22 protein-coding genes are annotated in these 24,500 nt (G+C 70.3%); 15 read left to right on the top strand and 7 right to left on the bottom strand.

Annotated elements, in window-relative coordinates:
• Positions 1-3 precede the first annotated feature (3 nt).
• Both EJC51_RS38930 and EJC51_RS38935 read left to right on the top strand, forming a co-directional pair.
• Entirely contained in the window at positions 4-3,045 is a 3,042-nt protein-coding gene (locus EJC51_RS38930; protein WP_126275370.1) for an alpha-mannosidase, read from the top strand.
• A gap of 3 nt (positions 3,046-3,048) precedes the next feature.
• On the top strand, positions 3,049-4,299 hold the full coding sequence (locus EJC51_RS38935; RefSeq protein ID WP_126275371.1) for an alpha-L-fucosidase: 1,251 nt from the start codon (positions 3,049-3,051) through the stop codon (positions 4,297-4,299).
• A 67-nt stretch (positions 4,300-4,366) separates the two neighbouring features.
• On the opposite strand, the gene EJC51_RS38940 is transcribed toward EJC51_RS38935, so the two are convergent.
• The gene (locus EJC51_RS38940; protein WP_126275372.1) at positions 4,367-6,064 is read right to left on the bottom strand and encodes a fibronectin type III domain-containing protein; all 1,698 of its coding nucleotides are present in this window, start codon (positions 6,062-6,064) and stop codon (positions 4,367-4,369) included.
• A gap of 182 nt (positions 6,065-6,246) precedes the next feature.
• A complete protein-coding gene (locus EJC51_RS38945) occupies positions 6,247-7,377 on the bottom strand; it encodes an ATP-grasp domain-containing protein (RefSeq protein ID WP_126275373.1) in 1,131 nt (376 codons plus the stop codon).
• A 245-nt stretch (positions 7,378-7,622) separates the two neighbouring features.
• On the opposite strand from EJC51_RS38945, the gene EJC51_RS38950 reads away from it, so the two are divergent.
• Both EJC51_RS38950 and EJC51_RS38955 read left to right on the top strand, forming a co-directional pair.
• Positions 7,623-8,483 carry a metallophosphoesterase family protein gene (locus tag EJC51_RS38950; RefSeq protein WP_126275374.1) on the top strand — a complete coding sequence of 287 codons (861 nt, stop codon included), beginning with the start codon at positions 7,623-7,625 and terminating at the stop codon, positions 8,481-8,483.
• On the top strand, positions 8,480-9,160 hold the full coding sequence (locus tag EJC51_RS38955) for a 4'-phosphopantetheinyl transferase family protein (protein ID WP_126275375.1): 681 nt from the start codon (positions 8,480-8,482) through the stop codon (positions 9,158-9,160). The genes EJC51_RS38950 and EJC51_RS38955 overlap by 4 nt, the downstream gene beginning before the upstream one ends.
• A gap of 58 nt (positions 9,161-9,218) precedes the next feature.
• Here the strand turns inward: EJC51_RS38955 and EJC51_RS38960 are convergent, their stop codons facing one another.
• Entirely contained in the window at positions 9,219-9,449 is a 231-nt protein-coding gene (locus EJC51_RS38960; RefSeq protein WP_126275376.1) for a hypothetical protein, read from the bottom strand.
• A 241-nt stretch (positions 9,450-9,690) separates the two neighbouring features.
• Here EJC51_RS38960 and EJC51_RS38965 point away from each other — a divergent pair, with 241 nt between their 5' ends.
• Complete coding sequence (locus EJC51_RS38965; RefSeq protein ID WP_126275377.1) at positions 9,691-10,734, top strand: alpha/beta fold hydrolase; 1,044 nt, start codon at positions 9,691-9,693, stop codon at positions 10,732-10,734.
• Positions 10,735-10,749: 15 nt separating this feature from the next.
• Here EJC51_RS38965 and EJC51_RS38970 read toward each other — a convergent pair whose 3' ends face one another.
• Both EJC51_RS38970 and EJC51_RS38975 read right to left on the bottom strand, forming a co-directional pair.
• A complete protein-coding gene (locus tag EJC51_RS38970) occupies positions 10,750-11,283 on the bottom strand; it encodes a toxin-antitoxin system, toxin component (RefSeq protein WP_126277304.1) in 534 nt (177 codons plus the stop codon).
• Between the two features lie 32 nt (positions 11,284-11,315).
• Entirely contained in the window at positions 11,316-11,972 is a 657-nt protein-coding gene (locus EJC51_RS38975; RefSeq protein ID WP_126275378.1) for a helix-turn-helix domain-containing protein, read from the bottom strand.
• Between the two features lie 237 nt (positions 11,973-12,209).
• Between EJC51_RS38975 and EJC51_RS38980 the strand changes: the two genes are divergently transcribed.
• On the top strand, positions 12,210-12,869 hold the full coding sequence (locus tag EJC51_RS38980; RefSeq protein ID WP_126275379.1) for an MmyB family transcriptional regulator: 660 nt from the start codon (positions 12,210-12,212) through the stop codon (positions 12,867-12,869).
• Positions 12,870-12,877: 8 nt separating this feature from the next.
• Here EJC51_RS38980 and EJC51_RS38985 read toward each other — a convergent pair whose 3' ends face one another.
• Together EJC51_RS38985 and EJC51_RS38990 are read right to left on the bottom strand one after the other, a co-directional pair.
• Positions 12,878-13,642, bottom strand: a complete 765-nt coding sequence (locus EJC51_RS38985; RefSeq protein WP_126275380.1) for a cache domain-containing protein — start codon at positions 13,640-13,642, stop codon at positions 12,878-12,880.
• Positions 13,643-13,682: 40 nt separating this feature from the next.
• Positions 13,683-14,441, bottom strand: coding sequence for a FadR/GntR family transcriptional regulator (locus EJC51_RS38990; protein ID WP_126275381.1), 759 nt, complete (start codon positions 14,439-14,441; stop codon positions 13,683-13,685).
• A gap of 103 nt (positions 14,442-14,544) precedes the next feature.
• Here EJC51_RS38990 and EJC51_RS38995 point away from each other — a divergent pair, with 103 nt between their 5' ends.
• The 9 genes from EJC51_RS38995 (at position 14,545) to EJC51_RS39035 (ending at position 24,450) form a co-directional block, all read left to right on the top strand.
• The gene (locus tag EJC51_RS38995; RefSeq protein ID WP_126275382.1) at positions 14,545-15,582 is read left to right on the top strand and encodes an ABC transporter ATP-binding protein; all 1,038 of its coding nucleotides are present in this window, start codon (positions 14,545-14,547) and stop codon (positions 15,580-15,582) included.
• A gap of 23 nt (positions 15,583-15,605) precedes the next feature.
• Positions 15,606-16,814 carry an ABC transporter substrate-binding protein gene (locus EJC51_RS39000; protein ID WP_126275383.1) on the top strand — a complete coding sequence of 403 codons (1,209 nt, stop codon included), beginning with the start codon at positions 15,606-15,608 and terminating at the stop codon, positions 16,812-16,814.
• 3 nt (positions 16,815-16,817) lie between these two features.
• Entirely contained in the window at positions 16,818-17,681 is an 864-nt protein-coding gene (locus EJC51_RS39005) for an ABC transporter permease (RefSeq protein WP_126275384.1), read from the top strand.
• 10 nt (positions 17,682-17,691) lie between these two features.
• Positions 17,692-18,507, top strand: coding sequence for an ABC transporter permease (locus tag EJC51_RS39010; RefSeq protein ID WP_126275385.1), 816 nt, complete (start codon positions 17,692-17,694; stop codon positions 18,505-18,507).
• A gap of 66 nt (positions 18,508-18,573) precedes the next feature.
• Positions 18,574-19,569, top strand: coding sequence for a LacI family DNA-binding transcriptional regulator (locus EJC51_RS39015; RefSeq protein WP_126275386.1), 996 nt, complete (start codon positions 18,574-18,576; stop codon positions 19,567-19,569).
• A 110-nt stretch (positions 19,570-19,679) separates the two neighbouring features.
• Positions 19,680-21,029: an ABC transporter substrate-binding protein gene (locus EJC51_RS39020; protein WP_126275387.1), complete on the top strand. Its 1,350-nt coding sequence runs from the start codon at positions 19,680-19,682 to the stop codon at positions 21,027-21,029.
• Positions 21,030-21,031: 2 nt separating this feature from the next.
• On the top strand, positions 21,032-21,988 hold the full coding sequence (locus tag EJC51_RS39025) for a carbohydrate ABC transporter permease (RefSeq protein WP_126275388.1): 957 nt from the start codon (positions 21,032-21,034) through the stop codon (positions 21,986-21,988).
• A complete protein-coding gene (locus tag EJC51_RS39030; RefSeq protein ID WP_126275389.1) occupies positions 21,985-22,851 on the top strand; it encodes a carbohydrate ABC transporter permease in 867 nt (288 codons plus the stop codon). Before EJC51_RS39025 ends, EJC51_RS39030 begins: the two co-directional genes overlap by 4 nt.
• 33 nt (positions 22,852-22,884) lie before the next feature.
• Positions 22,885-24,450: a glycoside hydrolase family 13 protein gene (locus tag EJC51_RS39035; RefSeq protein WP_126275390.1), complete on the top strand. Its 1,566-nt coding sequence runs from the start codon at positions 22,885-22,887 to the stop codon at positions 24,448-24,450.
• Positions 24,451-24,500 lie beyond the last annotated feature (50 nt).

Raw genomic sequence — 24,500 nt, forward strand, 5'->3', positions numbered from 1 at the left:
CCCATGCACGACGAACGCCGACGGATCGAGGAGCGCGTAGAGCGCCTCCACACCCAGCGCATCAAGCCCGCGATCTACGCGGCCACCGTCCCCTTCGAGGTCGAGGCGTGGCAGGCGCCCGGGGAGCCGGTCTCCTTCGAGGAGGCCGCCGCCGCCCGCTACGAGCCCTTCGCCATGAACACCCCGTGGGGCCCGCCCTGGGGCACCACCTGGTTCCGGATGCGCGGCGAGGTGCCCGCCGCGTTCGCCGGGCGGCGCGTCGAGGCGGTCATCGACCTCGGCTTCGTCGGCGACTGGCCCGGCAACCAGGCCGAGGCCCTGGTTCACCTGCCCGACGGGCGCCCCCTGAAGGCGGTCAACCCGCTCAACCAGTACGTCCCGATCGCCAACCCGGCCACCGGCGGCGAGCAGATCGACTACCTGGTCGAGGCCGCCTCCAACCCCGACATCCTGGCGAACAACTTCTCCGAGCCCACCCTGCTGGGCGATGTCCTGACGGCGGGCGACAAGCCGCTGTACACCTTCCAGCGCGCCGACATCGCCGTCCTCGACGAGGAGGTCTGGCACCTCGACCTCGACATCCAGGTCCTGCTCGGCGTCATGACCCACCTCGGCGACCACGAGCCCCGCCGCCACGAGATCATGCACGCCCTCGACCGGGCCATGGACGCCCTGGACCTCGACGACATCTCCGGCAGCGCACCGGCCGTGCGCGAGATCCTCGCCCCGGTCCTGGCCAAGCCCGCCCACGCCAGCGCCCACGTCGTCTCCGGCGTCGGCCACGCCCACATCGACTCCGCCTGGCTGTGGCCCATCCGCGAGACCAAGCGCAAGACGTCCCGCACCTTCTCCAACGTCACCTCGCTCGCCGACGAGTACGACGACTTCATCTTCGCCTGCTCCCAGGCCCAGCAGTACGAGTGGGTCCGCGACAACTACCCGCACGTCTGGGCCCGCATCCAGGAGTCCGTGAAGAAGGGCCAGTGGGCGCCGGTCGGCGGCATGTGGGTCGAGTCCGACGGCAACCTGCCCGGCGGCGAGGCCATCGCCCGCCAGCTCATCCACGGCAAGCGGTTCTTCATCGAGCACTTCGGCGTCGAGACCAAGGGCGTCTGGCTGCCGGACTCCTTCGGCTACAACGCCGCCTACCCGCAGCTCGCCAAGCTCGCCGGCAACGAGTGGTTCCTGACCCAGAAGATCTCCTGGAACCAGACCAACAAGTTCCCCCACCACACCTTCTGGTGGGAGGGCATCGACGGCACCCGCATCTTCACCCACTTCCCGCCCGTCGACACCTACAACGCCCGCTTCTCCGGCGAGGAGATGGACCGCGCGGTCCGCAACTACGCCGAGAAGGGCGCCGGTACGCGCTCGCTGGCCCCCTTCGGCTGGGGCGACGGCGGTGGCGGCCCCACCCGCGAGATCATGGAACGCGCGCGCCGGCTCGCCGACCTGGAGGGCTCGCCCAAGGTCGTCGTCGAGCACCCCGACGAGTTCTTCGCCAAGGCCCGCGCCGAGTACGAGGACGCCCCCGTCTGGCACGGCGAGCTCTACCTCGAACTCCACCGCGCCACCTACACCTCCCAGGCCCGCACCAAGCAGGGCAACCGCCGCAGCGAACACAAGCTGCGCGAGGCCGAGTTGTGGGCGACGACGGCCGCGTTGCACGCACCGGACTACGCCTACCCCTACGACAAGCTCGACCGGCTGTGGAAGACGGTCCTGCTCCACCAGTTCCACGACATCCTGCCGGGCTCCTCGATCGCCTGGGTGCACCGCGAGGCGGAGGCCGAATACGCCCGCGTCGCCGACGAGTTGGAGGCGCTGACGGCGGAGGCGGTCGCGGCCCTGGGCGGCGGCACCGCGCAGGTCTTCAACACCAGCCCGTACGACCGCGCCGAGGTGATCCGCACGGCCGAGGGCTCCCTGGCGTACGTGTCGGTGCCCGCGAACGGCAGCGCCGCCGTGACCCCGTCCGAGCCCGCGCAGCCGGTGACGGTCGAGGGCCGGGTCCTCGACAACGGCCTGGTGCGGGTGGAGATCGCGGAGGACGGCACGCTGTCGTCCGTCTACGACCTCCGGGCGCAGCGCGAGGTCCTCGCCGAGGCCGGCAACCTCCTCCGCCTGCACACCGACCTCCCGAACTACTGGGACGCCTGGGACATCGACAAGCACTACCGCAACCGCTACACGGACCTGCTGGAGGGAGCGTCGGTCGAGGTCGTCGAGGAGGACCCGCTGCGCGCCGCCGTCCGCGTCACGCGCGACTTCGGCAAGGGCTCGAAGCTCGTCCAGACCATCACCCTGCGCGCCGGCAGCCCCCGCATCGACTTCGAGACCGAGATCGACTGGCACGAGGCCGAGAAGATCCTCAAGGCGGGCTTCCCGGTGGACGTGCGCGCCGCGCACTCCTCCGCCGAGATCCAGTTCGGCCACATCCAGCGCCCCACCCACACCAACACCAGCTGGGAGGCGGCCCGCTTCGAGGTCTCCGGCCACCGCTGGGTGCACATCGGCGAACCCGGCTACGGCGTCGCCGTCCTCAACGACTCGACGTACGGCCACGACGTCACCCGCACGGTCCGCGAGGACGGCGGTACGACGACCAAGGTCAGCCTCAGCCTGGTCCGTGCCCCGCGCATCCCGGACCCCGAGGCCGACCAGGGCAAGCACCGCTTCACCTACGCGCTGCTGCCCGGCGCGAGCATCGAGGACGCGGTCGCCGAGGGCTACGCCCTCAACCTTCCGCTCCGGGTGGCCGACGCCGCGGGCGCGCCCGAGCCGGTCGTCTCGGTCGACGGCGACGGCATCACCGTGGAGGCGGTCAAGCTCGCCGACGACGGCTCGGGTGACGTGGTGGTGCGGCTGTACGAGTCGCGCGGCGGCCGCGCGCAGGGGCTGCTGCGGACCGGCTTCCCGCTCACGGGCGCCGAGGTGACCGACCTGCTGGAGCGCCCGCTGGAGACCGCGAACGTCACGGACGGCGCTGTCTCTGTCGCGCTGCGGCCCTTCCAGATCCTGACGCTCCGGCTGCGGAGGGGGTGAACCATGCCGATGCAACCGTGGTTCACCGACGCCAAGTTGGGGATCTTCGTGCACTGGGGCATCTACGCCGTCGACGGCGTCCAGGAGTCCTGGTCGTTCTACGACGACATCGTCCCGCACGACCGGTACATGTCCCAGCTGGAGCGCTTCACCGGCGCCAAGTACGACCCGCGTGCCTGGGCCGACCTGTTCGCCCGGGCGGGCGCCAAGTACGCCGTGCTGACGACCCGTCACCACGACGGAGTGGCCCTGTGGGACACGGAGTTCGGCGACCTCAACCTCGGTAAGGACTACGTCGGCCCCTATGCCGAGGCCCTGCGCGAGAAGGGCCTGAAGGTCGGCTTCTACTACTCCCACTCCGACTGGAACCACCCGGACTATGCCTCCACGCGCAAGCCGGGCCGCCCGCCGGAGCAGGAGGACAACCGCTACTCCGAGGTGGCCGCCGAGGACGAGGACCTGGAGGCCTGGGAGCGTTTCATCGCCTACCGCGACGGCCAGATCCGTGAACTGGCCTCCCGCTACCGGCCGGACCTGATGTGGTTCGACGGCGAGTGGGACCGCAGCGAGGAGCAGTGGCGCATCCCGGAACTGGCCGCGCTCATACGGTCGTACGTGCCGGACGTCGTGTTCAACGCCCGCATGCTCAGCGAGGGCGACTACGCCACCCCCGAACAGGGCGCGCCCATCGAACCGCCGGACGGGCCCTGGGAGTTGTGCCTCACCATCAACGACTCGTGGGGCTACCAGCACGCCGACCACAACCACAAGTCGCTGAGCCAGCTCATCCGCTACTTCACCGAGACCATCGGGGGCGGCGGCAACCTGCTGCTCGACGTCGGCCCGATGGAGGACGGCACGATCCCGCAGCCGCAGGTGGAGCGGCTGGAGGGGCTGGGGGAGTGGATCCGCAAGCACGCGGAGGCGGTGTACGGGACGGTACGCGGCCTGCCCGCCGGGCACCACTACGGTCCCAGCACCCTCTCCGCCGATCGCCGCACGCTCTACCTCACCCTGTTCGACATCCCGCGCGCCGAGATCGGCGTCCGGGGCCTGGCGACGGCGGTCCGGAAGGTCACCGTGCTCGGCACCGGCACCGAACTCGGCCACCGGGTCGTCGGCGGGCTGCACGAGGCGGTCGGCGTGCTGTGGATCGATCCGCCGGCCCGGACGGACCTCGACCCGTACGCCACCGTGCTCGCGGTGGAGCTGGACGGGGAGCTGGAGCTCTACCGGGGGTCAGGCCGCTTCTGAGACGGATGGTCCCCTGGTCACGGCCCTGTTCCGGGCGGCCGTGACCAGGGGCCTTCTGCGGCGCGACTCAGCCGGTGAAACCGGCCGTGATCGAGGTGAACTGCCAGTTGTTCTGGCTGATACCGGAGCAGTTGCTCACCACGCCGCCACCCGCGCACGGCCGGTCGCGGTTGACCGACCAGAACGCGAGCCGGGCGATGTGGTGGGAGTTCGCCCAGTCGCGGATCTGCGTCCAGATGGCGGGGCTCGTCAGCTCCTGCTGGTCGCTGAGCCCGTTCATGCCGGAGATGCCGATGTGGGCGTAGGCGGTCGCGTCGTCCCAGCCGAAGGTGGACTTCAGCTTGGCCTTCAGACCCTCCGTCGCGTTCACGGTGTTGCCGTACATGTCGGAGCCGCCGCCGAAGTCGAACGGCATGATGGTGAAGACGTCGATGTCGGCGCCGATGGACTTGGCCTGCTCGATCAGCCGGTTGCCGTAGTAGGTCGGTCCGGTGGTCGAGGTGCCGAAGGTGACGATGGTCTTCAGGCCGGGGTTGTTGGCCTTGACCGTCTTCAGCGCGGTGAGGATCCGCGCCTGCACGGCCTCGTTCTCGAACTCGTCCGTGTTCTCGATGTCCATGTCGATCGCCTTGAGCGAGTAGGCGTCGATCACCTTCTGGAGCGCGGCGGCGAGCGCACTGGCGGAGGAGCAGTTGGCGCCGAGCTTGCTGCCCTGCCAGCCGCCGAACGAGGGCACGATGTCCCCGCCCGCCGAGCGGATCTGGTTGATGACCGTCTGGTCGACCCCGCCGGTCAACGGCCGGTTGCTGTCCCACATGGGGTTGCAGCCGCCGCCGTCCAGCATGAACGCCATCGTGAACCACTTGATGCCGGTCGAGCTCATCACCGTCGACACGCTCGGCGGATCGCCCCAGCCCTCGTACAGATAGGGCGCGGCCTGCTTGAACCCGGTACCGCCACCGCCGCCCGTGTCGGTCGTGACGCTCACGGCGTTGGAGGCCGCCGAGGTGTTCCCGGCCGCGTCCCGGGCCTTCACGGTGAAGGTGTAGGCGGTGCCGGCGGACAGCCCGCTGACGGTGGCCGTCGTACCGGAGACGCTCAGCACCTGGTTGGAGCCGCTGTAGATGTCGTACGCGGTGACGCCGACGTTGTCCGTCGAGGCGTTCCAGGCCAGCGACACGGTGGAGGAGGTCTTCGCGGTGGACCGGAGACTGGTCGGCGCGGTCGGCGCCTGCGTGTCCGAACCGCCGCCGCCACCGGGGCCGTCGAGGCTGATGTCGTCGGCGTAGTAGGTGCCCTGCGCGTACCAGCCGTGGGTGTAGATCGTGGCGCTGGTCTGCGAGGCACCGGTGGTGAAGCCGACGCTGAGCTGGGCGTACGCCGACGGTGACGACGTCCAGGTGGAGGCGCCGCCGTCCACCCCGAGGTAGACGTAACTGCCGCGCACCCAGCCGCTCAGCGTGTACGCCGTGTTCGGTTTGACGGCGACGGTCTGGCTGCACTTGGCGTTGTCACTCGAACTCACCGCCCCCGCGAGGGCCTTGGAGCCACTGTGCACGGGGGAGGAGACGACCGAGCCGAGGTTCCCGGTACACGACCAGGGCGAGAGACTGCCCGACTCGAGGCCGGGGTTGGTCAGGATGTTCGCCGCCTGAGCGGTGCCGGGCAGAGCGACGGCTCCGGTGAGCGCGAGCCCGGCGGTGGCGAGGAGAGCGAGGAGACGACGTCTGGGACGTCTGGAGGGGTTGCTGAGTGGGTTGCGCACGCGATCTCCCTGAAGGAATGGGGGTGTTCGGGAGTGCAGGGGGTGCGCAACAAAGTTGGTATGGACCAATAGGCCTGTCAAGGAGATTGACGGAATTGGTCCATACCGGTGTGGGTGAGGCTGCTAAGGGGCGCGGGGAACTGCGCGACCAGCCACAGCGAACCCGCACCCGGCAACGAACCCTAAAGCGGCAGGACAGAAGCCGCAGCCTCCACCACAACAGGCTCAGTCACCACAGGCGCCGGCACGGCAGGCAACGGCTCGGACGCCTCACGCTGCTGCGGCAGCGAAACCGCCCGAAGCGGCCGCGGCCCCGACACCACCGTGTAGTCCTGCCCCAGGAACGGCGGCACCATCTCCCCCGGGTCCTCACCCAGCGCCAACTGCACGGCGGCCCAGGGCGCGTTGACCCCGCACAGCGACAGCTGGTGCAATCCCCCAGCTGGACGCGTGTTGACATCCATGAGAACAGGCCGGTCGCCGAACATCCGGAACTGGATGTTGGACAGGTAGTGCAGCCCGAACCCCTCCGCGATCAACCGCGCGGGCTCCAGCCACTGCTCGTGCAGCGTGAACCCACGCCGGCGCCCGTTCTTCGTACGGCCCACCGCCAGCCGAATCCGGTTGTCGGGCCCGGTCAGGCAGTCCACCGACACCTCCGGCTGCTCAAGACGCGGCATCACCAGCCAGTCCACCGCCTCGTCGGCCTGCCGCAACGCCTCGACGACCACGTCCAGCGGGACGTAGGGGCTGGGGAAGCCGTTGAGGTGAACGAGCGAGAAGGGGGCGCGCGTGATCACACGGAAGCCCACCCCGCCCGCACCGGACGCCGGCTTGAAGCACGCCTTGTGGCCGGCCGCCTCCAACTCCTCGACAGCCGCGACGAGTTCGTCGGCGGACCGGACCCGGAACCACGGCGGCACCGGGACCCCGATCGCCTGCACGGCCTCGTAGGCGATCACCTTGTCCTCGAAGACGGCCACGGCCTCCGGCGGCGGCGCCAGCAGCGCCGTCCCGACCGCCGCGAACTCGGCCCGGTGCGCCACGATCGCCGACTGGTGCAGCCGGGGCACGAACACGTCGATGCCGCGGCGCTGGCACTGGTCGAGCGCGTACTCCACGTACCCGGCGGGGGACAGGCCCTCCGGCTCCAGGTCCGCCGTGTCGGCGGCGGCCAGTACGGGGGAGTCCGCGTCGCCGTGCGTGGCATGGATCTCGACGGCGCGATCGCTGGGATTTTTCCGCAGCTGATCCATGAAGAACACGTTCTCCGCGTACGTGCGGTTGAGCCAGACGCGTACGCGAGAGATCATGCAGGCCGCCTTTCGGGGTTTTCGGGCACAGCGAAGCAGGCCGCGCCCGGCCAGGGTGGTAGAGGGGACACCAAACCGCCCTGTATGAAGGGAAGTTCATGGCGGTGGTGTTGGGGCGATCATACGGCCTGCCGAGGCCCCCGCGTGCAACGTGCGTGTTACGGATTTTTCGATCTTGAACCACCCTCGCGGCGGCGCCCGCTTATCCTGTCGTGGTCGTATCCGGTGCGCGGAGGGGGCGGGACGTGACATCGAGGGCCGATGGCGCCGCACAGCTGCTGGCCATCAGCGACCTGCACATCGGCTACCCGGAGAACCGCGCCCTGGTGGAGGCCGTGCGCCCGGAGACGGACGACGACTGGCTGCTCGTCGCCGGTGACGTGGCGGAGACCGTCGACGCGATCCGCTGGGCGCTGGAAACCCTCGCCGGCCGCTTCCGCAAGGTGATCTGGGCCCCCGGCAACCACGAACTGTGGACCCACCCCAGCGACACCGTCACCCTGCGCGGCGTGGCCCGCTACGAGCACCTCGTCGAGGTCTGCCGCGACCTCGGCGTCCTCACGCCCGAGGATCCCTACCCCGTCTGGGAGGGACCCGGCGGCCCGGTCGCCGTCGCCCCGCTCTTCCTCCTCTACGACTACTCCTTCCTGCCCTCCGGCTGCACGACCAAGGAACAGGGCCTGGAGTACGCGTACGGCACCGGCATCGTCTGCACCGACGAACACCTGCTGCACCCCGACCCCTACCCGAGCCGCGAGGCCTGGTGCCGCGCCCGGGTCACCGAGACCGAGCGCCGGCTGGAGGCCCTGCCGGACGACCTGCCCACCGTCCTGGTCAACCACTACCCGCTGGACCGGCACCCCACGGACGTCCTGTGGCACCCCGAGTTCGCCATGTGGTGCGGCACCACCCTGACCGCCGACTGGCACCGCCGGTTCCGCGTCGAGACCATGGTCTACGGCCATCTCCACATCCCCCGCACCACCTGGCTCGACGGGGTCCGCTTCGAGGAGGTGTCGGTGGGCTACCCGCGCGAGTGGAAGAAGCGGCCCGAGCCGCCGGGACGGCTGCGCCGCATCGCGCCCGGGGAGGTCGGCGCGCTGTGATCGAGGACCTGCTGCCGGACTCCGTGGTCGCCGTGGAGACCCACGGTCAGGCCGACGCGGAGAACATCACCCTGTACCCCGAGGAGGCCGCGCTCGTCGCGCGGTCCGTCGCCAAGCGCCGTCGTGAGTTCGCCCTCGTACGGGCCTGCGCCCGGCGGGCGATGGAGAAGCTCGGGGTCCCCCCGCAGCCGGTGCTGCCCGGCGAACGCGGCGCCCCGCAGTGGCCCGCCGGCCTGACCGGCAGCATGACCCACTGCGACGGCTACTGCGCCGCCGCCCTCGTCCGTGCGGCCGACCTCGCCTCCCTGGGCATCGACGCCGAACCCCACGGACCGCTCCCGGACGGCGTCCTCGACAGTGTGTCGCTGCCCGACGAGCGGATCAGGCTGCGCCACCTCGCCGCGAGCCGGCCCGGCATCCACTGGGACCGGCTGCTGTTCAGCGCCAAGGAGTCCGTCTACAAGGCGTGGTTCCCGCTCACCGGCATCTGGCTCGACTTCGCCGAGGCCGACATCGACATCCTCGTCGACCCCGGCGAGTTCCCCCGTGGACGCCTGCGCGCCGAACTGCTCGTCCCCGGACCGGTCCTGGGCGGGCAGCGGCGTGGTGTCTTCGAAGGGCGCTGGACCGTCCGGGACGGTCTCGTGGCCACGTCGGTGGTCGTGCCGCACGCCTGAGCGTGCGGCACGACCGGTCCGTGTCGGCCGGCTTCCCGGCCTCCCGCCGGCGGGTTCCCTACGGCGTCGGCGGACACCAGTTCTGGAGCAGCCGGAAGAAGGCCTCCTCGTTGCCCGCCAGGCCCGCTTCCGCCAGCGCCTGCTCCGCCTCGGCGAGGACGGCGGGCGGCACCACGGGTGGTCGCCTGCCGTCCGGCGGACCGTCGAACGCGGCCCGGACGGTGTGCAGCAGCCGCAGGTAGGCCTGTACGGCGGTGCGCTCGCGGTCGGTGAGTACGGCGGTGGGCATCGGTCGGCTCTCCCCAAGTCGGCTCGTCGGTCGGCCCCGCCAATGAGGGCCCGACTCCAGCTTGCCAACCGGCACTGACAATCCGGCCCCGCTCCACGTCCGTTCGCCCGCTTAGCCGAGGTGAAACCTGATCGAAATCGCGGGTGGGAACAGAGTTCTACGCTGGAGTGGAAGGGCTTTCAGCCGCACCCGGCGGCCAGGAACGGCCGGGCGGGCGGCTGGGGAAACGGGAGGCACGTACGTGGTCGACGCCCCGCACCGGGTCCCCGCGCGCACTGTGAGGCTGCGCTCGGTGGGCGACGGCGAACGCGAGTTGCAGTACCGGGTGGTGCACGGATACCGGCGCGCCTTCCGCATGGCCGGAGAGGGCCCGGCGCTCGTCCTCATCCACGGCATCGGGGACTCCTCGGCCACCTGGGCCGAACTCATCCCCGACCTCGCCCGCACGCACACCGTCATCGCCCCCGACCTGCTCGGGCACGGCGCCTCCGACAAACCCCGCGCCGACTACTCGGTGGCCGCGTACGCCAACGGGGTGCGGGACCTGCTCACCACGCTCGGCATCGAGTCGGCGACCCTGGTGGGGCACTCGCTGGGCGGGGGCGTGGCGATGCAGTTCGCCTACCAGTTCCCCGAGCGGACCGAGCGGCTGATCCTGGTCAGCGCGGGCGGGGTGGGCCGCGAGGTCAATCCGATGCTGCGGCTCGTCTCCCTGCCCGGCGCCCATCTGATGCTGTCCGCGCTGCGGTTGCCGGGCGCCCGGCTCCAAGTGGGGCTCGCGGTGCGGATGATGAAGGCCATGGACACCGATCTCGGGCAGGACGCGCCCGATCTGCTGAACCTGGTCGACGCGTTGCCCGACGAGACCTCCCGGAACGCGTTCATCCGGACCCTGCGTGCCGTGGTGGACTGGCGGGGGCAGGTCGTGACGATGCTGGACCGGTGCTATCTCACCGAGGGCATGCCGACCATGCTGCTGTGGGGCGACCGGGACAGCGTGGTGCCGGTGCGGCACGCGTTCGGGGCGCACGAGGCGATGCCGGGGAGCCGGCTGGAGATCTTCGAAGGCGCCGGGCACTTCCCGTTCCACGCCGACCCGGGGCGGTTCGTGGCGGTGGTGGAGGAGTTCACGAGGGAGACCGCGCCGGCCGACTGGAGCCGGGAGCGCTGGCGGGAGCTGCTGCGGGAGGGGCGGCCGGGGACGGCCGGCGGACGGGCGGGGAGCGTCCGTGAGCGGGCCGTGGAGCGGGAGCTGCGGGAGGTGAGCGAACGCAGCGCCACGTGAGGGCCGCGGGCGTGCTCAGCCTTGCGGGCCCAGATAGCCCAGCGACGCCTCGATACGGCCCGCCAGACGGTCCCGCTGCACCGGGCCCCGTACCGACGAACCGTCCAGCCAGGTACGGCACTTGCTGGCCAGCAGCAGGCCGAAGCGCTCGGCCTCCTTCTCGTCCTCCTGGTCGAAGCGGCTGCGGGCGGCGACCTTGAGGACGGCCGCCCTGAGGTCGGCGTCGTCGCTGAGCATCCGGGCCGCCACGGCGGCGCCCTCGACATGGTGGCTGCTGTGACCGGCCTGCATGTGCCACAGCTCGTGACCGAGGATGACCAACTGGTGGTCGGGGGCGGTGCGTTCCTCGACGACGACCAGATCCTGGTCGGCCATGTCCAGCCACAGGCCGCTCGCGGTGCCGACCGGGAAGGCCGACGTACGGAAGTGGACCGGGCGGCCGCGGCGGCGGCTCATCGCCTCGCACAGGGCCGTGTACAGCTCCGTGGGATGCGCCGCGGGGGCCGGGAAGGGCAGCTCCGCGACCAGCTCGCCGCACAGGCGGCGCATTTCCCTACCGATGCCCACAGTTAACCCCCGGCTCACGACTCGGGCCGTTTGACGCTCTCCAGAAGCATGTCCAGCCATTCGGCGACCTTGTCGCGATGCTGGTCGGTGGGCAGCTGTGCGGCCCGCCAGGCGATTCCGCGGACACCGTGGTCCTGGAGGAGCTGCTCCAGCGGGTCGCCCGTGGTGGCGACCGCCTCCTTCTCCCGGTCGGCCAGCTTCTGCAGGAGATCCTGTTCGGTGCGCTGCAGGGCGCCGGCCAGGGCCTCGGGGTCCTCCGCCGTGAGGAAACCGGCGTGCACCCGGAAGAAGCGCTGGATGGCGTCGCAGTGCTCCATCGTGGGACGCCGGTCGCCGTTGATGAGGGCGCCCGCCTGCTGGCGCGACATGCCGGCGCCGTCGGCGATCTCCTGCTGGGTGTACTTGCGGCCGTTGGGCTTCAGACGGGTGCGGCGCAGGAGGTCCAGGCGTTGCAGGAAGCGGGCCTGGATGTCCGGCTCGCCGGCCGGGCGGCCGCTCAGCAGGGCCTTGACCACGGACTCGGGGACCCCGCTGGCCACCGACAGGCGGCCGGTGTGGAAGACCTCCGCGTGCGGCACACCGAGCCGGTCGGCGAGTGCGGTGACGCGAGCGACGACGGCCGGTAGCACAGTCGTCACCGGGGAACCCGGACTCGCGAAGCCATCCGCCACCGCCAGATCTCCTACGTCTCTCACAGGCTTCTCACAAGCAGCTCAACACAAGCGGTTGCCGTGAACTCCCGGGAGAGTAGCCGTTGTTCGAACGCACATCCAGGTCTCGCCACAACTGTGGCCAATTTCAGCCGTCAACCGTCACGAAATGCCACGATAGTTGACACCGCTCGCGTCCGGGCAGCAGGATCAGGGCGCCACGCGCGTGGCCGCATAGGCAAGAGGGGTGACCTCCCGATGGCACAGCAGGCAGGAGGGCAGCGGCCGCAGCCGCGGGCCGTCCCCGACAGTCCCGAGGCCCGGGCGTATCTCCAGGACTACGCCACCCTTCTGGAAGCCGTTCCCTTTCCTTCGCTCGTGATCGACGAGCGGTGGGACGTCGTTCTGTCCAACGCTGCTTTCGCGTCACTTTTCCGCGCTGTGGGTCCGCATCCGACCGCCATGCCGGACGACAACTTCCTGAGATTCGTCCTCTTCCACCCGGACGCCGGCACCGTGCTCGGGGAGCACGAGTCGAGCTGGTGTCTGCCGATGCTGGCCCACTTCGCCGCCGCGGTGGAGCGGGACGGACATGATCACGCCCTCCAGGCGATCCGCCGGGACATCGCCCAGGACCCCATCATGGACGCCGCCTACCGGCACGGCCTGCCGCACTGGATCAGGGTCGTCGGCGAGCGCGCCTTCGCGCACGACGGCGCCGTCCGGCCGCTGCTGCACCCGGACCCGCGCTGGGGCGCCACCGACTGCCGGGTCGTCGACGAGACACCCGGCACGCTCCGGGAGCTCGGCTACACCCGGCTGACCCTGGTGATGCGCGAGCAACGCCGCGCCCCGGCACGCGCGCGTGGGGCACGCCGGTCGACCGCGCACCTGAGGGTGGTCCCCGCGGCCGAGTGAGCGCGGGCTCACCCCTGAGCCGCGCTCACCAGCACCAGCGGCACCCCGTCGCACGGCATCAGCCGCACCCCGTCGGCCTGTGCCGGTCGGCCCGTCGCCAGGACCCGGCCGAAGTCCGGGCCCTTGCTGAGCGAGCCCACCAGATGGCGCGGGTCGGTGGACGCCGCCACCCGCCCTCGCGCGTTCACCAGCCGTGCCGGGCCGGGCAACCGGCGCAGCATCGGCATGACCGCCGCCTCGAAGTGGCGTAGATACACGTCGGCGGCGGCCACCCCGGCGAACCGGCCCTCGACCTGCACCGGCGCTGACAGGGTGAGGCTGTACTCGTCCGAGCAGAGATAGTCGACGTACGGGCCCGCCACCGCCCGTTCCCCGGTGTCGCGGGGGAGGGTGAACCAGTCCCAGTGCGTGTAGTCGGCGTACGCCGAGTGCGCGGGGTCGAGGTCGAGCAGCAGCGGCCGTACGTCGCCGTCGGAGCCCGTCTGCCACCACTCCAGCCACGCCGGTACGTCGCTCAGCAGGCCCGGCGCGGCCACGAAGCCGACGCCGGACACCAACTCGTCGCGGGCCAGACGGCCGTGCAGCCCGGGGCGCAGGGCGGCGAGGTCCACGGTCGCCGGGCGACGGCCCGCGGCGGCCACCCGGGCCAGCAGGGCCGCGGTGTCGGCGCGGGTCGCCGCGACCGCGTCGAACACGGCCTCCAGTGTCGAGCGGACGCGGGCCGCGACCGATTCCTCCGGTGCCTTGTCGCGCGTTGCCGTCGCGAGGCTCATGGCTGCCCTCCAGCGGACGGGGACCTCGCGAGCGGTGCGGCTACAGCGTCAGACGCAGGGCGATCAGCCGCGACGTCGACTCCCGGACGCACCGCTCGGCCTGTTCCCTGGCCAATTCGTGGGCCCCATCCTGCACGGCCGAGATTACGAATCGGAGTCGCTCGGAGACCTCTTCACGATATTCGTCGTCCCCGAGCACAAGGCAGAGCAGCGCCCCCACTTCGGTCTGGAGGGCCACCTGCTCCCGGGTGAGGCGGGCGGACTGTGCCGCCGCCGCGAGTTCGACGTGGAAACGGCCGTACACCCGGCTGCGCGCCGCCGCGTCCGCGGCCTGCGTCAACTCCTCGGCCGTACGGCGGAGTTGACCGAGGTCGTCGGGTTCGGTGCGGTCGGCGGCGAGGCGGGCCGCCGTGCCGGACAGGGCCGCCCAGTGGTCGCCGAGGTCGCGGAGCTCCTCGGTGCTCCAGCCGCGCAGCCGGACCTTGAGGCGCTCCTCGCCGGGGACCTCGGGGAGCGCGACGAAGGAACCGCCGCCGCGACCCCGGCGGGTGGTGACCAGGCCCTGCTGGCGCAGCGCCATGAGCGCCTCCCGCAGCGTCACCGTGGAGACGCCCAGCTGGCCCGCCAGCTCGGTCTCGCCGGGGAGTTGCTCGCCGTCGGCGAGCAGGCCGAGCTCGATGGCGTCGCCGATCCGGCGCACCACGGCGTCGACCCGCGCCCGGCTGTCGACCGGGGCGAAGACGGCTTTCCGGGCGCCGCCGTTCATCTGCTGCTGCTTCACGGCCACCACCTTGCTCATTGACTCAAGCTTTACCCTAAGGGGGCCTTGAGCTTTGAACTATGACTTCATATGTTTCCGGTCAATAGGTCAACGCACGAGAGCACCAGGAAGGTTCCCGCCCATGGAGGGAATGGCGATCCGGTTGCAGGGTCTGCGGAAGTCGTTCGGCGAGACGACCGCCGTGGCCGGGGTCGATCTGGAGATCCGGGACGGCGAGTTCTTCTCGATGCTCGGCCCCTCCGGCTCCGGCAAGACCACCGTCCTGCGCATGATCGCCGGGTTCGAGGCTCCGAGCGACGGCCGGATCGAGCTCGCCGGGCAGGAGGTCACCGGGCTCGCCCCCTTCGAGCGGGACGTCCACACCGTCTTCCAGGACTACGCCCTGTTCCCGCACATGACCGTCGAGCAGAACGTCGCCTACGCGCTCAAGGTCCGCAAGGTGCCCAAGGCGGAGCGGCTGGTCCGGGCCCGGAAGGCCTTGGCGGAGGTGCGGCTGGAAGGCTTCGGCAAACGGCGGCCCTCCCAGCTCTCCGGCGGCCAGCGGCAGCGCGTCGCCCTCGCCCGCGCTCTCGTCGGCCGCCCCCGCGTCCTGCTGCTCGACGAACCGCTCGGCGCCCTCGACCTCAAGCTGCGCGAGCAGATGCAGGTCGAGCTCAAAGCCCTCCAGCGCGAGGTCGGCATCACCTTCGTCTTCGTCACCCACGACCAGGAGGAGGCCCTGACCATGAGCGACCGCATCGCCGTCTTCCACCAGGGCCGTATCGAACAGGTCGGCACCCCCGCCGAGGTCTACGAACGCCCCGCGACCGCGTTCGTGGCGTCCTTCGTCGGCACCTCCAACCTCCTGGAGGGTGAGTCCGCCCACCGGATCGTCGGCAGCCCCGGCACCTACAGCATCCGCCCGGAGAAGATCCGCGTCCTGAAGGAGTCCGCCGAGGCCGACCAGCCCGAGCACTCCACCGCCGTCGGCACCGTCGCCGAGGTCGTCTACCTCGGGGACGCCACCCGCTTCCTCGTCGACCTCGACGCCGGCGGCCGGCTCACCGCCCTCCAGCAGAACCTGGAGACCTCCTCCGAGGACGTCGCCGCCTACCGCGGCACCCGGGTGCGCCTCCAGTGGCACCGAAGGCACGCCGTGGCCGTGCCCGTCCCCGACTGACCCTGGATTTCGTCCCCTTACGTATGGAGTACGCCGTGCGCTCTACCCTCAAGGCGGCGGCAGCCGCCGCCGCACTGCTCCTCGCCGCAACCGCCTGCGGATCCTCCGACGACGGCAAAGGCTCCTCGGCGACCGGCCTCAACCCCCCTGACCTGAAGGCCCCTTCGAAACTCGGCAAGACCGAGGGCCAGGTCAACCTGATCGCCTGGGCCGGCTACGTCGAGGACGGCTCCAACGACCCCAAGGTCGACTGGGTCAGCGACTTCGAGAAGCAGACCGGCTGCCAGGTCAACTCCAAGACCGCCGCCAGCTCCGACGAGATGGTCAAACTGATGAAGACGGGGGAGTACGACGCCGTCTCCGCCTCCGGAGACGCCTCGCTGCGCCTCATCGCCTCCGGCGACGCGGCCCCCGTCAACACCGACCTCGTCCCCAACTACCGGGACATCTACAGCGGGTTGAAGGACGGCGACTGGAACTCCGTCGACGGGCGGATGTACGGCATCCCGCACGGCCGCGGCGCCAACCTGCTGATGTACAACACCGAGAAGGTCACGCCGGCCCCGACCTCCTGGGCGGCGGTCTTCGACGACGCCTCGAAGTACAGGGGCCACGTCACGGCGTACGACTCGCCCATCTACATCGCCGACGCCGCCCTCTACCTGAAGGCCACCAAGCCCGACCTCGGCATCAAGGACCCGTACGCCCTGGACCAGAAGCAGTTCGACGCCGCCGTGGACCTGCTCAAGCAGCAGAACGCGAACATCGGCGAGTACTGGAGCGACTACCTCAAGGAGATCTCCGCCTTCAAGAGCGGTGACTCCGTCGTCGGCACCACCTGGCAGGTCATCGCCAACCTCACCGCGGACGAGGGCGCCAAGGTCAAGGCCTTCGTGCCCAAGGAGGGGTCGACCGGCTGGTCCGACACCTGGATGGTCTCCGCCAGGGCCAAGCACCCCAACTGCGCCTACAAATGGCTCGACTGGATCGTCTCCCCGAAGGTCAACGCCCAGGTCGCCGAGTACTTCGGCGAGGCGCCGGCCAACTCCAAGGCCTGCGCCCTGACCAGCGACAAGAACTTCTGCACGACCTACCACGCCGCCGACGAGAGCTACTGGAAGAACATCGCCTTCTGGAACACGCCCATCGAGCAGTGCCTCGACGGCCGCACCGACGTCACGTGCGTGCCGTACGCGAAGTGGGTCCAGGCCTGGACCGAGATCAAGGGCTGACGCATGGCCCTGATCACACGGACCGCGGGGGCGTTGCACCGGCGCCCCCGTCTGCGGCTCACCCTCCTGCTGACCGCCCCGCTGCTGTGGCTCGCGGCGCTCTATCTCGGCTCGCTCAGCGTGCTGTTCGTCTCCGCGTTCTGGACGACGAACTCCTTCACCTCCGAGGTGGTGAAGGTCTGGTCGACCGACAACTTCCACGAGCTGTTCACCGTGCCGGTCTTCCGGCAGGTGATCCTGCGGAGCGTCGGTGTCGCCCTGGCCGTCACCGCCCTGTGCGCGGTGATCGCCTTCCCGCTCGCCTTCTACACCGCCCGGATCGCGAAGCGGAAGTGGCGGCCGCTGCTCGTCGTCGCCATCCTCACCCCGCTGTGGGCGAGTTACCTGGTCAAGGTGTACGCCTGGCGGCTCATCCTCTCCGAGGGCGGGCTCGCCGACTGGATGCTGAAGCCCTTCGGGACGGGCGGGCCGGGGTACGGGCTGACGGCGGCGGTGCTGACCCTGACGTACCTCTGGCTGCCGTACATGATCCTTCCGATCCACACCGCGTTGGAGCAGCTGCCCGCCAACCTCCTCGACGCCTCCGCCGACTTGGGGGCGAAGGGCTGGCGCACCTTCCGGTCCGTCGTGCTGCCGATGGTGCTGCCGTCGGTGGCGGCGGGATCGGTGTTCACGTTCTCGCTCAGCCTCGGCGACTACATCACCGTGCAGATCGTCGGCGGCAAGACCCAGCTCATCGGCAACCTCGTCTACTCCAACATCGAACTCAACCTGCCCATGGCCGCCGCCCTCGGCACGGTCCCCGTCGTCGTCATCGTGCTGTACCTGCTGGCGATGAGGCGCACGGGCGCCCTGAGCAGCCTGTAGAGGAGCCCCCGTGCAACTGTCCCGCTCCGCGCGGATCGCCCTGCGCGTCGCCGCCGGGTTCGGCTTCGTGGTGATCTACGGGCCGCTGCTGCTCGTCCTCGTCAACTCCCTGAACCCGGACCGGAGCGCGAGCTGGCCGCCGTCCGGACTGACCCTGCACTGGTGGTCGGTGGCCTGGGACAACTCCGGGGCGCGACAGGCCCTTTGGACGTCCGTGAAGGCGGGGCTCGGGGCCACCGCCATCGCCCTTGCGCTGGGCACGCTGATCGCGTTCGCCGTCGCCCGGCACCGGTTCTTCGGCCGGGACGCGATCTCCTTCGTGGTCGTCCTGCCGATCGCGCTGCCCGGCATCGTCACGGGCATCGCGCTCAACTCGGCCTTCAGCACGGTACTCGAGCCGCTGGGGGTGGGGCTGGGGCTGTTCACGGTGGTCGTCGGGCACGCCACCTTCTGCATCGTCGTCGTCTTCAACAACGTCGTCGCCCGGCTGCGGCGCACCTCCGGCTCGTACGAGGAAGCGGCGATGGACCTCGGAGCGAACACCTTCCGCGCCTTCGCCGACGTCACCTTCCCGCTCGTGCGCTCGGCCCTGTTCGCGGGCGGGCTCCTGGCGTTCGCCCTGTCCTTCGACGAGATCGTGGTGACCACCTTCACCGCGGGGCCGGGCGTGGAGACCCTGCCGATCTGGATCTTCAACAACATGACCCGGCCGCAGCAGGCGCCGGTGGTCAACGTGGTGGCGGCGGTGCTGGTGCTGCTGTCGGTGATCCCGATCTATGTGGCACAGCGGCTGTCGGCGGACACGGCGACCGGCAGCCGGGTCTGAGGGCCCCGGTCACGCGTTGCCGTCATTACGCAAGCGGCTTGCATTTCTTGCGCTATTCTTGCGCGCATGACGCGACGACTTGCCGAGGTGGCGAAGAAGGTCGGGGTCAGCGAGGCCACCGTCAGCCGGGTGCTCAACGGCAAGCCGGGAGTCTCCGAGTCCACCCGGCAGGCGGTGCTGTCCGCCCTGGACGTGCTCGGCTACGAGCGGCCCACGCAGCTGCGCGGTGAGCGCGCGCGGCTCGTGGGCCTGGTGCTGCCCGAGCTCCAGAACCCGATCTTCCCGGCGTTCGCCGAGGTCATCGGGGGAGCGCTCGCACAGCTGGGGCTGACGCCGGTGCTGTGCACGCAGACCACGGGCGGCGTCTCCGAGGCGGACTACGTGGAGCTGCTGCTGCAACAGCAGGTGTCCGGTGTCGTCTTCGCCGGCGGGCTGTACGCGCAGGCCGACGCCCCGCACGACCACTACCGGCTGCTCGCCGACCGCAAGATCCCGGTGGTCCTGGTCAACGCGTCCATCGAGGATCTCGGCTTCCCGGGGGTCTCCTGCGACGACGCGGTGGCGGTGGAGCAGGCCTGGCGGCACCTCGCCTCGCTGGGGCACGAGCGGATCGGGCTGGTGCTGGGCCCGGCCGACCATGTGCCGTCGGCGCGCAAGCTGGCCGCCGCGCGGGCCGTGGGGGAGCTGCCCGAGGAGCACGTCGCCCGCGCGATGTTCTCGATCGAGGGTGGGCACGCGGCGGCCTCCCGGCTCATCGACCGGGGCGTCACCGGCATCATCTGCGCCAGCGACCCGCTGGCGCTCGGCGCCATCAGGGCGGCCCGCCGCAAGGGCCTGGACGTCCCCTCCCAGGTGTCGGTCGTCGGGTACGACGACTCGGCGTTCATGAACTGCACCGAACCACCGCTGACCACCGTCCGGCAGCCCATCGAGGCCATGGGCAGGGCAGCCGTGGAGCTGTTGAACACGCAGATCAACGGCGGTTTCGTGACCCGCGAGGAGCTGCTGTTCGAGCCCGAGCTGGTGGTGCGGGGCTCTACGGCGCCACCGCCCCGTTCCTGAGATCCACCCGTCTGTCAAATAATTTCAGATTGTGCGCGACATCTTGCGGACGGATGTCGCCGGTGCTTGAGTGTGCCCCGCCCACCGCTCCTGCCCAGAGGGGTCCACCGATGAGAAGCACCGGGTTCCGCCGTACGTTCGTCGCGCTCAGCGTCAGCTCGCTCGCCCTCGCCCTGACCTCCTGCGGGTCCGGCGACGAGGACTCCGCCAGCGGCAAGACCCGCATCACGGTCAACTGCATGCCGCCCAAGAGCGCCAAGGTCGACCGCTCGTTCTTCGAGGCGGACATCGCCTCCTTCGAGAAGCAGAACCCGACCATCGACGTCGTCGCCCACGACGCCTTCCCCTGCCAGGACCCGAAGACCTTCGACGCCAAGCTCGCCGGCGGCCAGATGGAAGACGTCTTCTACACGTACTTCACCGACGCCAAGCATGTCGTCGACATCGGCCAGGCGGCCGATCTCACGCCGTACGTCAAGGAGTTGAAGAGCTACGACACCATCCAGCGGCAACTGCGCGACATCTACACCGTCGACGGCAAGATCTACGGCATCCCGCGCACCGGCTACTCGATGGGCCTGATCTACAACAAGAAGCTCTTCGCGAAGGCCGGCCTCGACCCCGAGCAACCCCCCGCCACCTGGGAGGAGTTGCGCGCCGACGCCAAGAAGATCGCCGCCCTCGGCGACGGCACCGTCGGCTACGCCGACTACAGCGCCCAGAACCAGGGCGGTTGGCACTTCACCGCCGAGCTGTACTCCCAGGGCGGCGACGTGGTCAGCGCCGACGGCACGAAGGCGACGATCGACACCCCGCAGGGCCGGGCCGTCCTCCAGAACCTGCACGACATGCGCTGGACCGACGACTCCATGGGCAGCAAGCAGCTCCTCGTCATCAACGACGTGCAGCAGATGATGGGTTCGGGCAAGCTCGGCATGTATCTCTCCGCCCCCGACAACATCCCGATCCTGGTCAAGGAGAAGGGCGGCGACTACAAGGACCTCGCGCTCGCCCCCATGCCCGGCGGCGAAGGCACGCTCATCGGCGGCGACGGCTACATGTTCAACAAGAAGGCCAGCCCCGCCCAGATCCGCGCGGGCCTGAAGTGGCTGGACCACATGTTCCTGACGCCCGGGGACGGCTTCCTCGGCGACTACGCCCGCGCCAAGCAGCACGACGCCCCCGTCGGCCTGCCCGAACCCCGGCTCTTCACCGGCGCCGCCGACGCCAAGGACCAGCAGGTCAAGAAGGCCAACGCCAATGTCCCGGTGGAGAACTACCAGGCCTTCCTCGACGGCAACCACACCCTCGACATGAAGATCGAGCCGCCGCACGCCCAGCAGATCTACTCCGTGCTCGACGGCGTCGTCTCCGCCGTCCTCACCAAGAAGGACGCCGACATCGACCAGCTCCTCAAGGACGCCACCGGCAAGATCGACGGCATCCTCGCCCGGGGCTGACCATGACGAAGACGGCACATCGACGACCGGCCGAGGCCATCGCCGTACGACCGGTCAAGGCGCCGCCCCCGGCAGGGGACCGGAGGCGGCGCCGCCTCGCCGAACAGCTCCGCGCCCACGCCTTCCTGATCGGCGGCCTGCTCTGCTTCGCCCTGTTCTCCTGGTACCCGGCGATCCGCGCGATCGTGATCGCCTTCCAGAAGTACACGCCGGGTTCGGGCGCCGAGTGGGTGGGCACCGCCAACTTCACCCGCGTCTGGCACGACCCCGAGTTCACCGCCGCCTGGCGCAACACCCTCACCTTCACCCTGCTCGCCCTGCTGCTCGGCTTCGCGGTCCCCTTCGTACTGGCCCTGGTGCTCAACGAGTTGCGGCACGCGAAGGCGTTCTTCCGGGTCGTCGTCTATCTGCCGGTGATGATCCCGCCGGTGGTCAGCGCCCTGCTGTGGAAGTGGTTCTACGACCCTGGCGCCGGCCTCGCCAACGAGGCGCTGCGCTTCCTGCACCTGCCCACCTCGAACTGGTCCAACGGCGCCGACACCGCACTGGTCTCCCTGGTGATCGTGGCCACCTGGGCCAACCTCGGCGGCACCGTCCTGATCTACCTGGCCGCCCTCCAGTCCATTCCCGGCGAGCTGTACGAGGCCGCCGAACTGGACGGCGCGAGCCTGCTGCAACGCGTCCGGCATGTGACGATCCCTCAGACCAGGTTCGTCATCCTCATGCTGATGCTCCTTCAGATCATCGCGACGATGCAGGTGTTCACCGAGCCGTTCGTCATCACCGGCGGCGGACCGGAGAACGCCACGGTCACCGTCCTCTACCTGATCTACAAGTACGCCTTCCTCTACAACGACTTCGGCGGCGCCTGCGCGCTCAGCGTCATGCTCCTGATCCTGCTGGGCGCCTTCTCGGCCGTCTATCTGCGCCTGACCCGCTCCGGAGAGGAGGGCGCATGAGCGCCGCGACCCGCACCCTCGTCTCCCCGGCGACCCTGGCCCGCCCGCGCGGCAGGGCGGTGTACTGGACGGTCTTCACCGCAGTCGTCGTCCTGTTCGCGGTGGCGTTCCTCTTCCCCGTCTACTGGATGGTCACAGGCGCGGCGAAGTCCCCCGACGAGGTCGCGCAGACCCCGCCCACCCTGGTCCCGAAGCAGTGGCATCTCGACGGCTACACCGACGCCTGGGACCTGATGCAACTGCCGACCCACCTCTGGAACACCGTCGTCCAGGCCACCGGCGCCTGGGCCTTCCAACTGGTGTTCTGCACGGCCGCCGCCTACGCCCTGTCCAAGCTGAAGCCCGTCTTCGGCAAGCTGATCCTCGGCGGCATCCTCGCCACCCTCATGGTGCCCGCGCAGGCCCTCGTCGTGCCGAAATACCTGACCGTCGCCGACCTCGGCCTGCTCAACGACCCCCTCGCCATCTGGCTCCCGGCGGTCGCCAACGCCTTCAACCTCTACCTGCTCAAACGGTTCTTCGACCAGATCCCGCGCGACGTCCTGGAGGCCGCCGAGATCGACGGCGCCGGGAAACTGCGCGTCCTGTGGTCGGTCGTGCTGCCGATGTCCCGCCCGGTGCTCGGAGTTGTCTCGATCTTCGCCCTGGTCGCCGTGTGGCAGGACTTCCTCTGGCCGCTGATGGTCTTCTCCGACACCGACAAGCAGCCCATCAGCGTGGCCCTCGTCCAGCTGTCGCAGAACATCCAACTCACCGTGCTCATCGCCGCGATGGTCATCGCCAGCATCCCGATGGTCGCCCTGTTCCTGGTCTTCCAGCGGCACATCATCGCCGGGATCAGCGCGGGCAGCACGAAGGGCTGACACCGCCCGTACGCCTACAGAAGGGAACCCCCAGTGGGACAGCCCACGGACTGGTGGCGCTCCGCCGTCATCTACCAGGTCTACGTCCGCAGCTTCGCCGACGGCGACAAGGACGGCACCGGCGACCTCGCCGGTGTGCGGGCCCGGCTGCCGTACCTCGCCGAACTCGGGGTGGACGCGCTCTGGTTCACCCCCTGGTACCTCTCACCGCTGAAGGACGGCGGCTACGACGTCGCCGACTACCGCGCGATCGACCCGGCCTTCGGCACCCTCGCCGAGGCCGAGAAGCTGATCGCGGAAGCCCGGGAACTCGGCATCAGGACCATCGTCGACATCGTGCCGAACCACGTCTCCGACCAGCACCCCTGGTTCCGGGCGGCACGCGCGGGCGGCCCGGAGCGCGAGCTGTTCCACTTCCGCCCCGGACGCGGCGCCGACGGCCAACTGCCGCCCAACGACTGGCGATCGGAGTTCGGCGGGCCCGCCTGGACCCGGCTCGACGACGGCGACTGGTACCTGCACCTCTTCGCCCCCGAACAGCCCGACCTCAACTGGGCCCACCCCGCCGTCCGCCAGGAGCACGAGGACATCCTGCGCTTCTGGTTCGAGCGCGGCGTCGCCGGGGTCCGCATCGACTCGGCCGCCCTCCTCGTCAAGGACCCCCGCCTGCCGGACTTCGTCCAGGGCCGCGACCCGCACCCGTACGTCGACCGCGACGAACTGCACACCGTCTACCGCTCCTGGCGGGCGATCGCCGACGAGTACGACGGGATCTTCGTCGGCGAGGTATGGCTCCCCGACACCGAGCGCTTCACCCGCTATCTGCGCCCCGACGAACTCCACACCGCCTTCAACTTCGCCTTCATGACCTGCCCCTGGGACGCGGGCCGGCTGCGCACGGCCATCGACGAGACCCTCGCCGAGCACGCCCCGGTCGGCGCCCCCGCGACCTGGGTGCTGTGCAACCACGACGTGACCCGTACGGTCACCCGCTACGGCCGCGCCGACACCGGCTTCGACTTCGCCACCAAGGCCTTCGGCACCCCGACCGACCTCGCCCTTGGCACCCGGCGGGCCCGCGCGGCCGCCCTGCTGTCGCTGGCCCTGCCCGGCGCCCTCTACGTCTACCAGGGCGAAGAGCTGGGGCTGCCCGAGGTGGACGTCCCCCGCGACCGCATCGAGGACCCGATGCACTTCCGGTCGGGCGGCTCCGACCCGGGGCGGGACGGGTGCCGGGTGCCGCTGCCGTGGGCGGCCGGGGCACCCCACGCCGGGTTCGGGGGCGAGCCCTGGCTGCCGCAGCCGGACGACTGGGCGGCCTACGCGGCCGACCGTCAGGCCGGTGACCCCGGCTCGATGCTCACCCTGTACCGCGAGGCGATCAGACTCCGGCCGGAGTTCGGCGACGGCCCCCTCACCTGGCTGCCCGCGCCGGAGGGCGTGCTCGCCTTCGCCCGTGCCGAGGGCGTGTTGTGCGTGGTGAACCTCGCCGGCACCCCAGCCGAACTGCCGGCGCACAGCGCGCTCCTCCTCGGCAGCGGCCCGCTGGACTCCGCCGGACGCCTTCCGAAGGACGTCGCGGTCTGGCTCAGTGCGTGAAGTCCGCCGCCATCGAACAAGCCTGAACCCGCCCCCCATCGAACAAGCCT

Source organism: Streptomyces aquilus (assembly GCF_003955715.1).
Lineage (GTDB): Bacteria > Actinomycetota > Actinomycetes > Streptomycetales > Streptomycetaceae > Streptomyces > Streptomyces aquilus.

Bases quoted from the DNA above. Each gene is read 5' to 3' on its own strand.
- EJC51_RS38995 (WP_126275382.1), top strand. From the start codon at position 14,545: ATGGAGGGAATGGCGATCCGGTTGCAGGGTCTGCGGAAGTCGTTCGGC.
- EJC51_RS38960 (WP_126275376.1), bottom strand. From the start codon at position 9,449: ATGCCCACCGCCGTACTCACCGACCGCGAGCGCACCGCCGTACAGGCC.
- EJC51_RS38985 (WP_126275380.1), bottom strand. From the start codon at position 13,642: ATGAGCCTCGCGACGGCAACGCGCGACAAGGCACCGGAGGAATCGGTC.
- EJC51_RS38980 (WP_126275379.1), top strand. From the start codon at position 12,210: ATGGCACAGCAGGCAGGAGGGCAGCGGCCGCAGCCGCGGGCCGTCCCC.
- EJC51_RS38935 (WP_126275371.1), top strand. From the start codon at position 3,049: ATGCCGATGCAACCGTGGTTCACCGACGCCAAGTTGGGGATCTTCGTG.
- EJC51_RS38990 (WP_126275381.1), bottom strand. From the start codon at position 14,441: ATGAGCAAGGTGGTGGCCGTGAAGCAGCAGCAGATGAACGGCGGCGCC.
- EJC51_RS39000 (WP_126275383.1), top strand. From the start codon at position 15,606: ATGGAGTACGCCGTGCGCTCTACCCTCAAGGCGGCGGCAGCCGCCGCC.
- EJC51_RS39005 (WP_126275384.1), top strand. From the start codon at position 16,818: ATGGCCCTGATCACACGGACCGCGGGGGCGTTGCACCGGCGCCCCCGT.
- EJC51_RS38970 (WP_126277304.1), bottom strand. From the start codon at position 11,283: ATGCGCCGCCTGTGCGGCGAGCTGGTCGCGGAGCTGCCCTTCCCGGCC.
- EJC51_RS38945 (WP_126275373.1), bottom strand. From the start codon at position 7,377: ATGATCTCTCGCGTACGCGTCTGGCTCAACCGCACGTACGCGGAGAAC.
- EJC51_RS38930 (WP_126275370.1), top strand. From the start codon at position 4: ATGCACGACGAACGCCGACGGATCGAGGAGCGCGTAGAGCGCCTCCAC.
- EJC51_RS39025 (WP_126275388.1), top strand. From the start codon at position 21,032: ATGACGAAGACGGCACATCGACGACCGGCCGAGGCCATCGCCGTACGA.
- EJC51_RS39015 (WP_126275386.1), top strand. From the start codon at position 18,574: ATGACGCGACGACTTGCCGAGGTGGCGAAGAAGGTCGGGGTCAGCGAG.
- EJC51_RS39020 (WP_126275387.1), top strand. From the start codon at position 19,680: ATGAGAAGCACCGGGTTCCGCCGTACGTTCGTCGCGCTCAGCGTCAGC.
- EJC51_RS39030 (WP_126275389.1), top strand. From the start codon at position 21,985: ATGAGCGCCGCGACCCGCACCCTCGTCTCCCCGGCGACCCTGGCCCGC.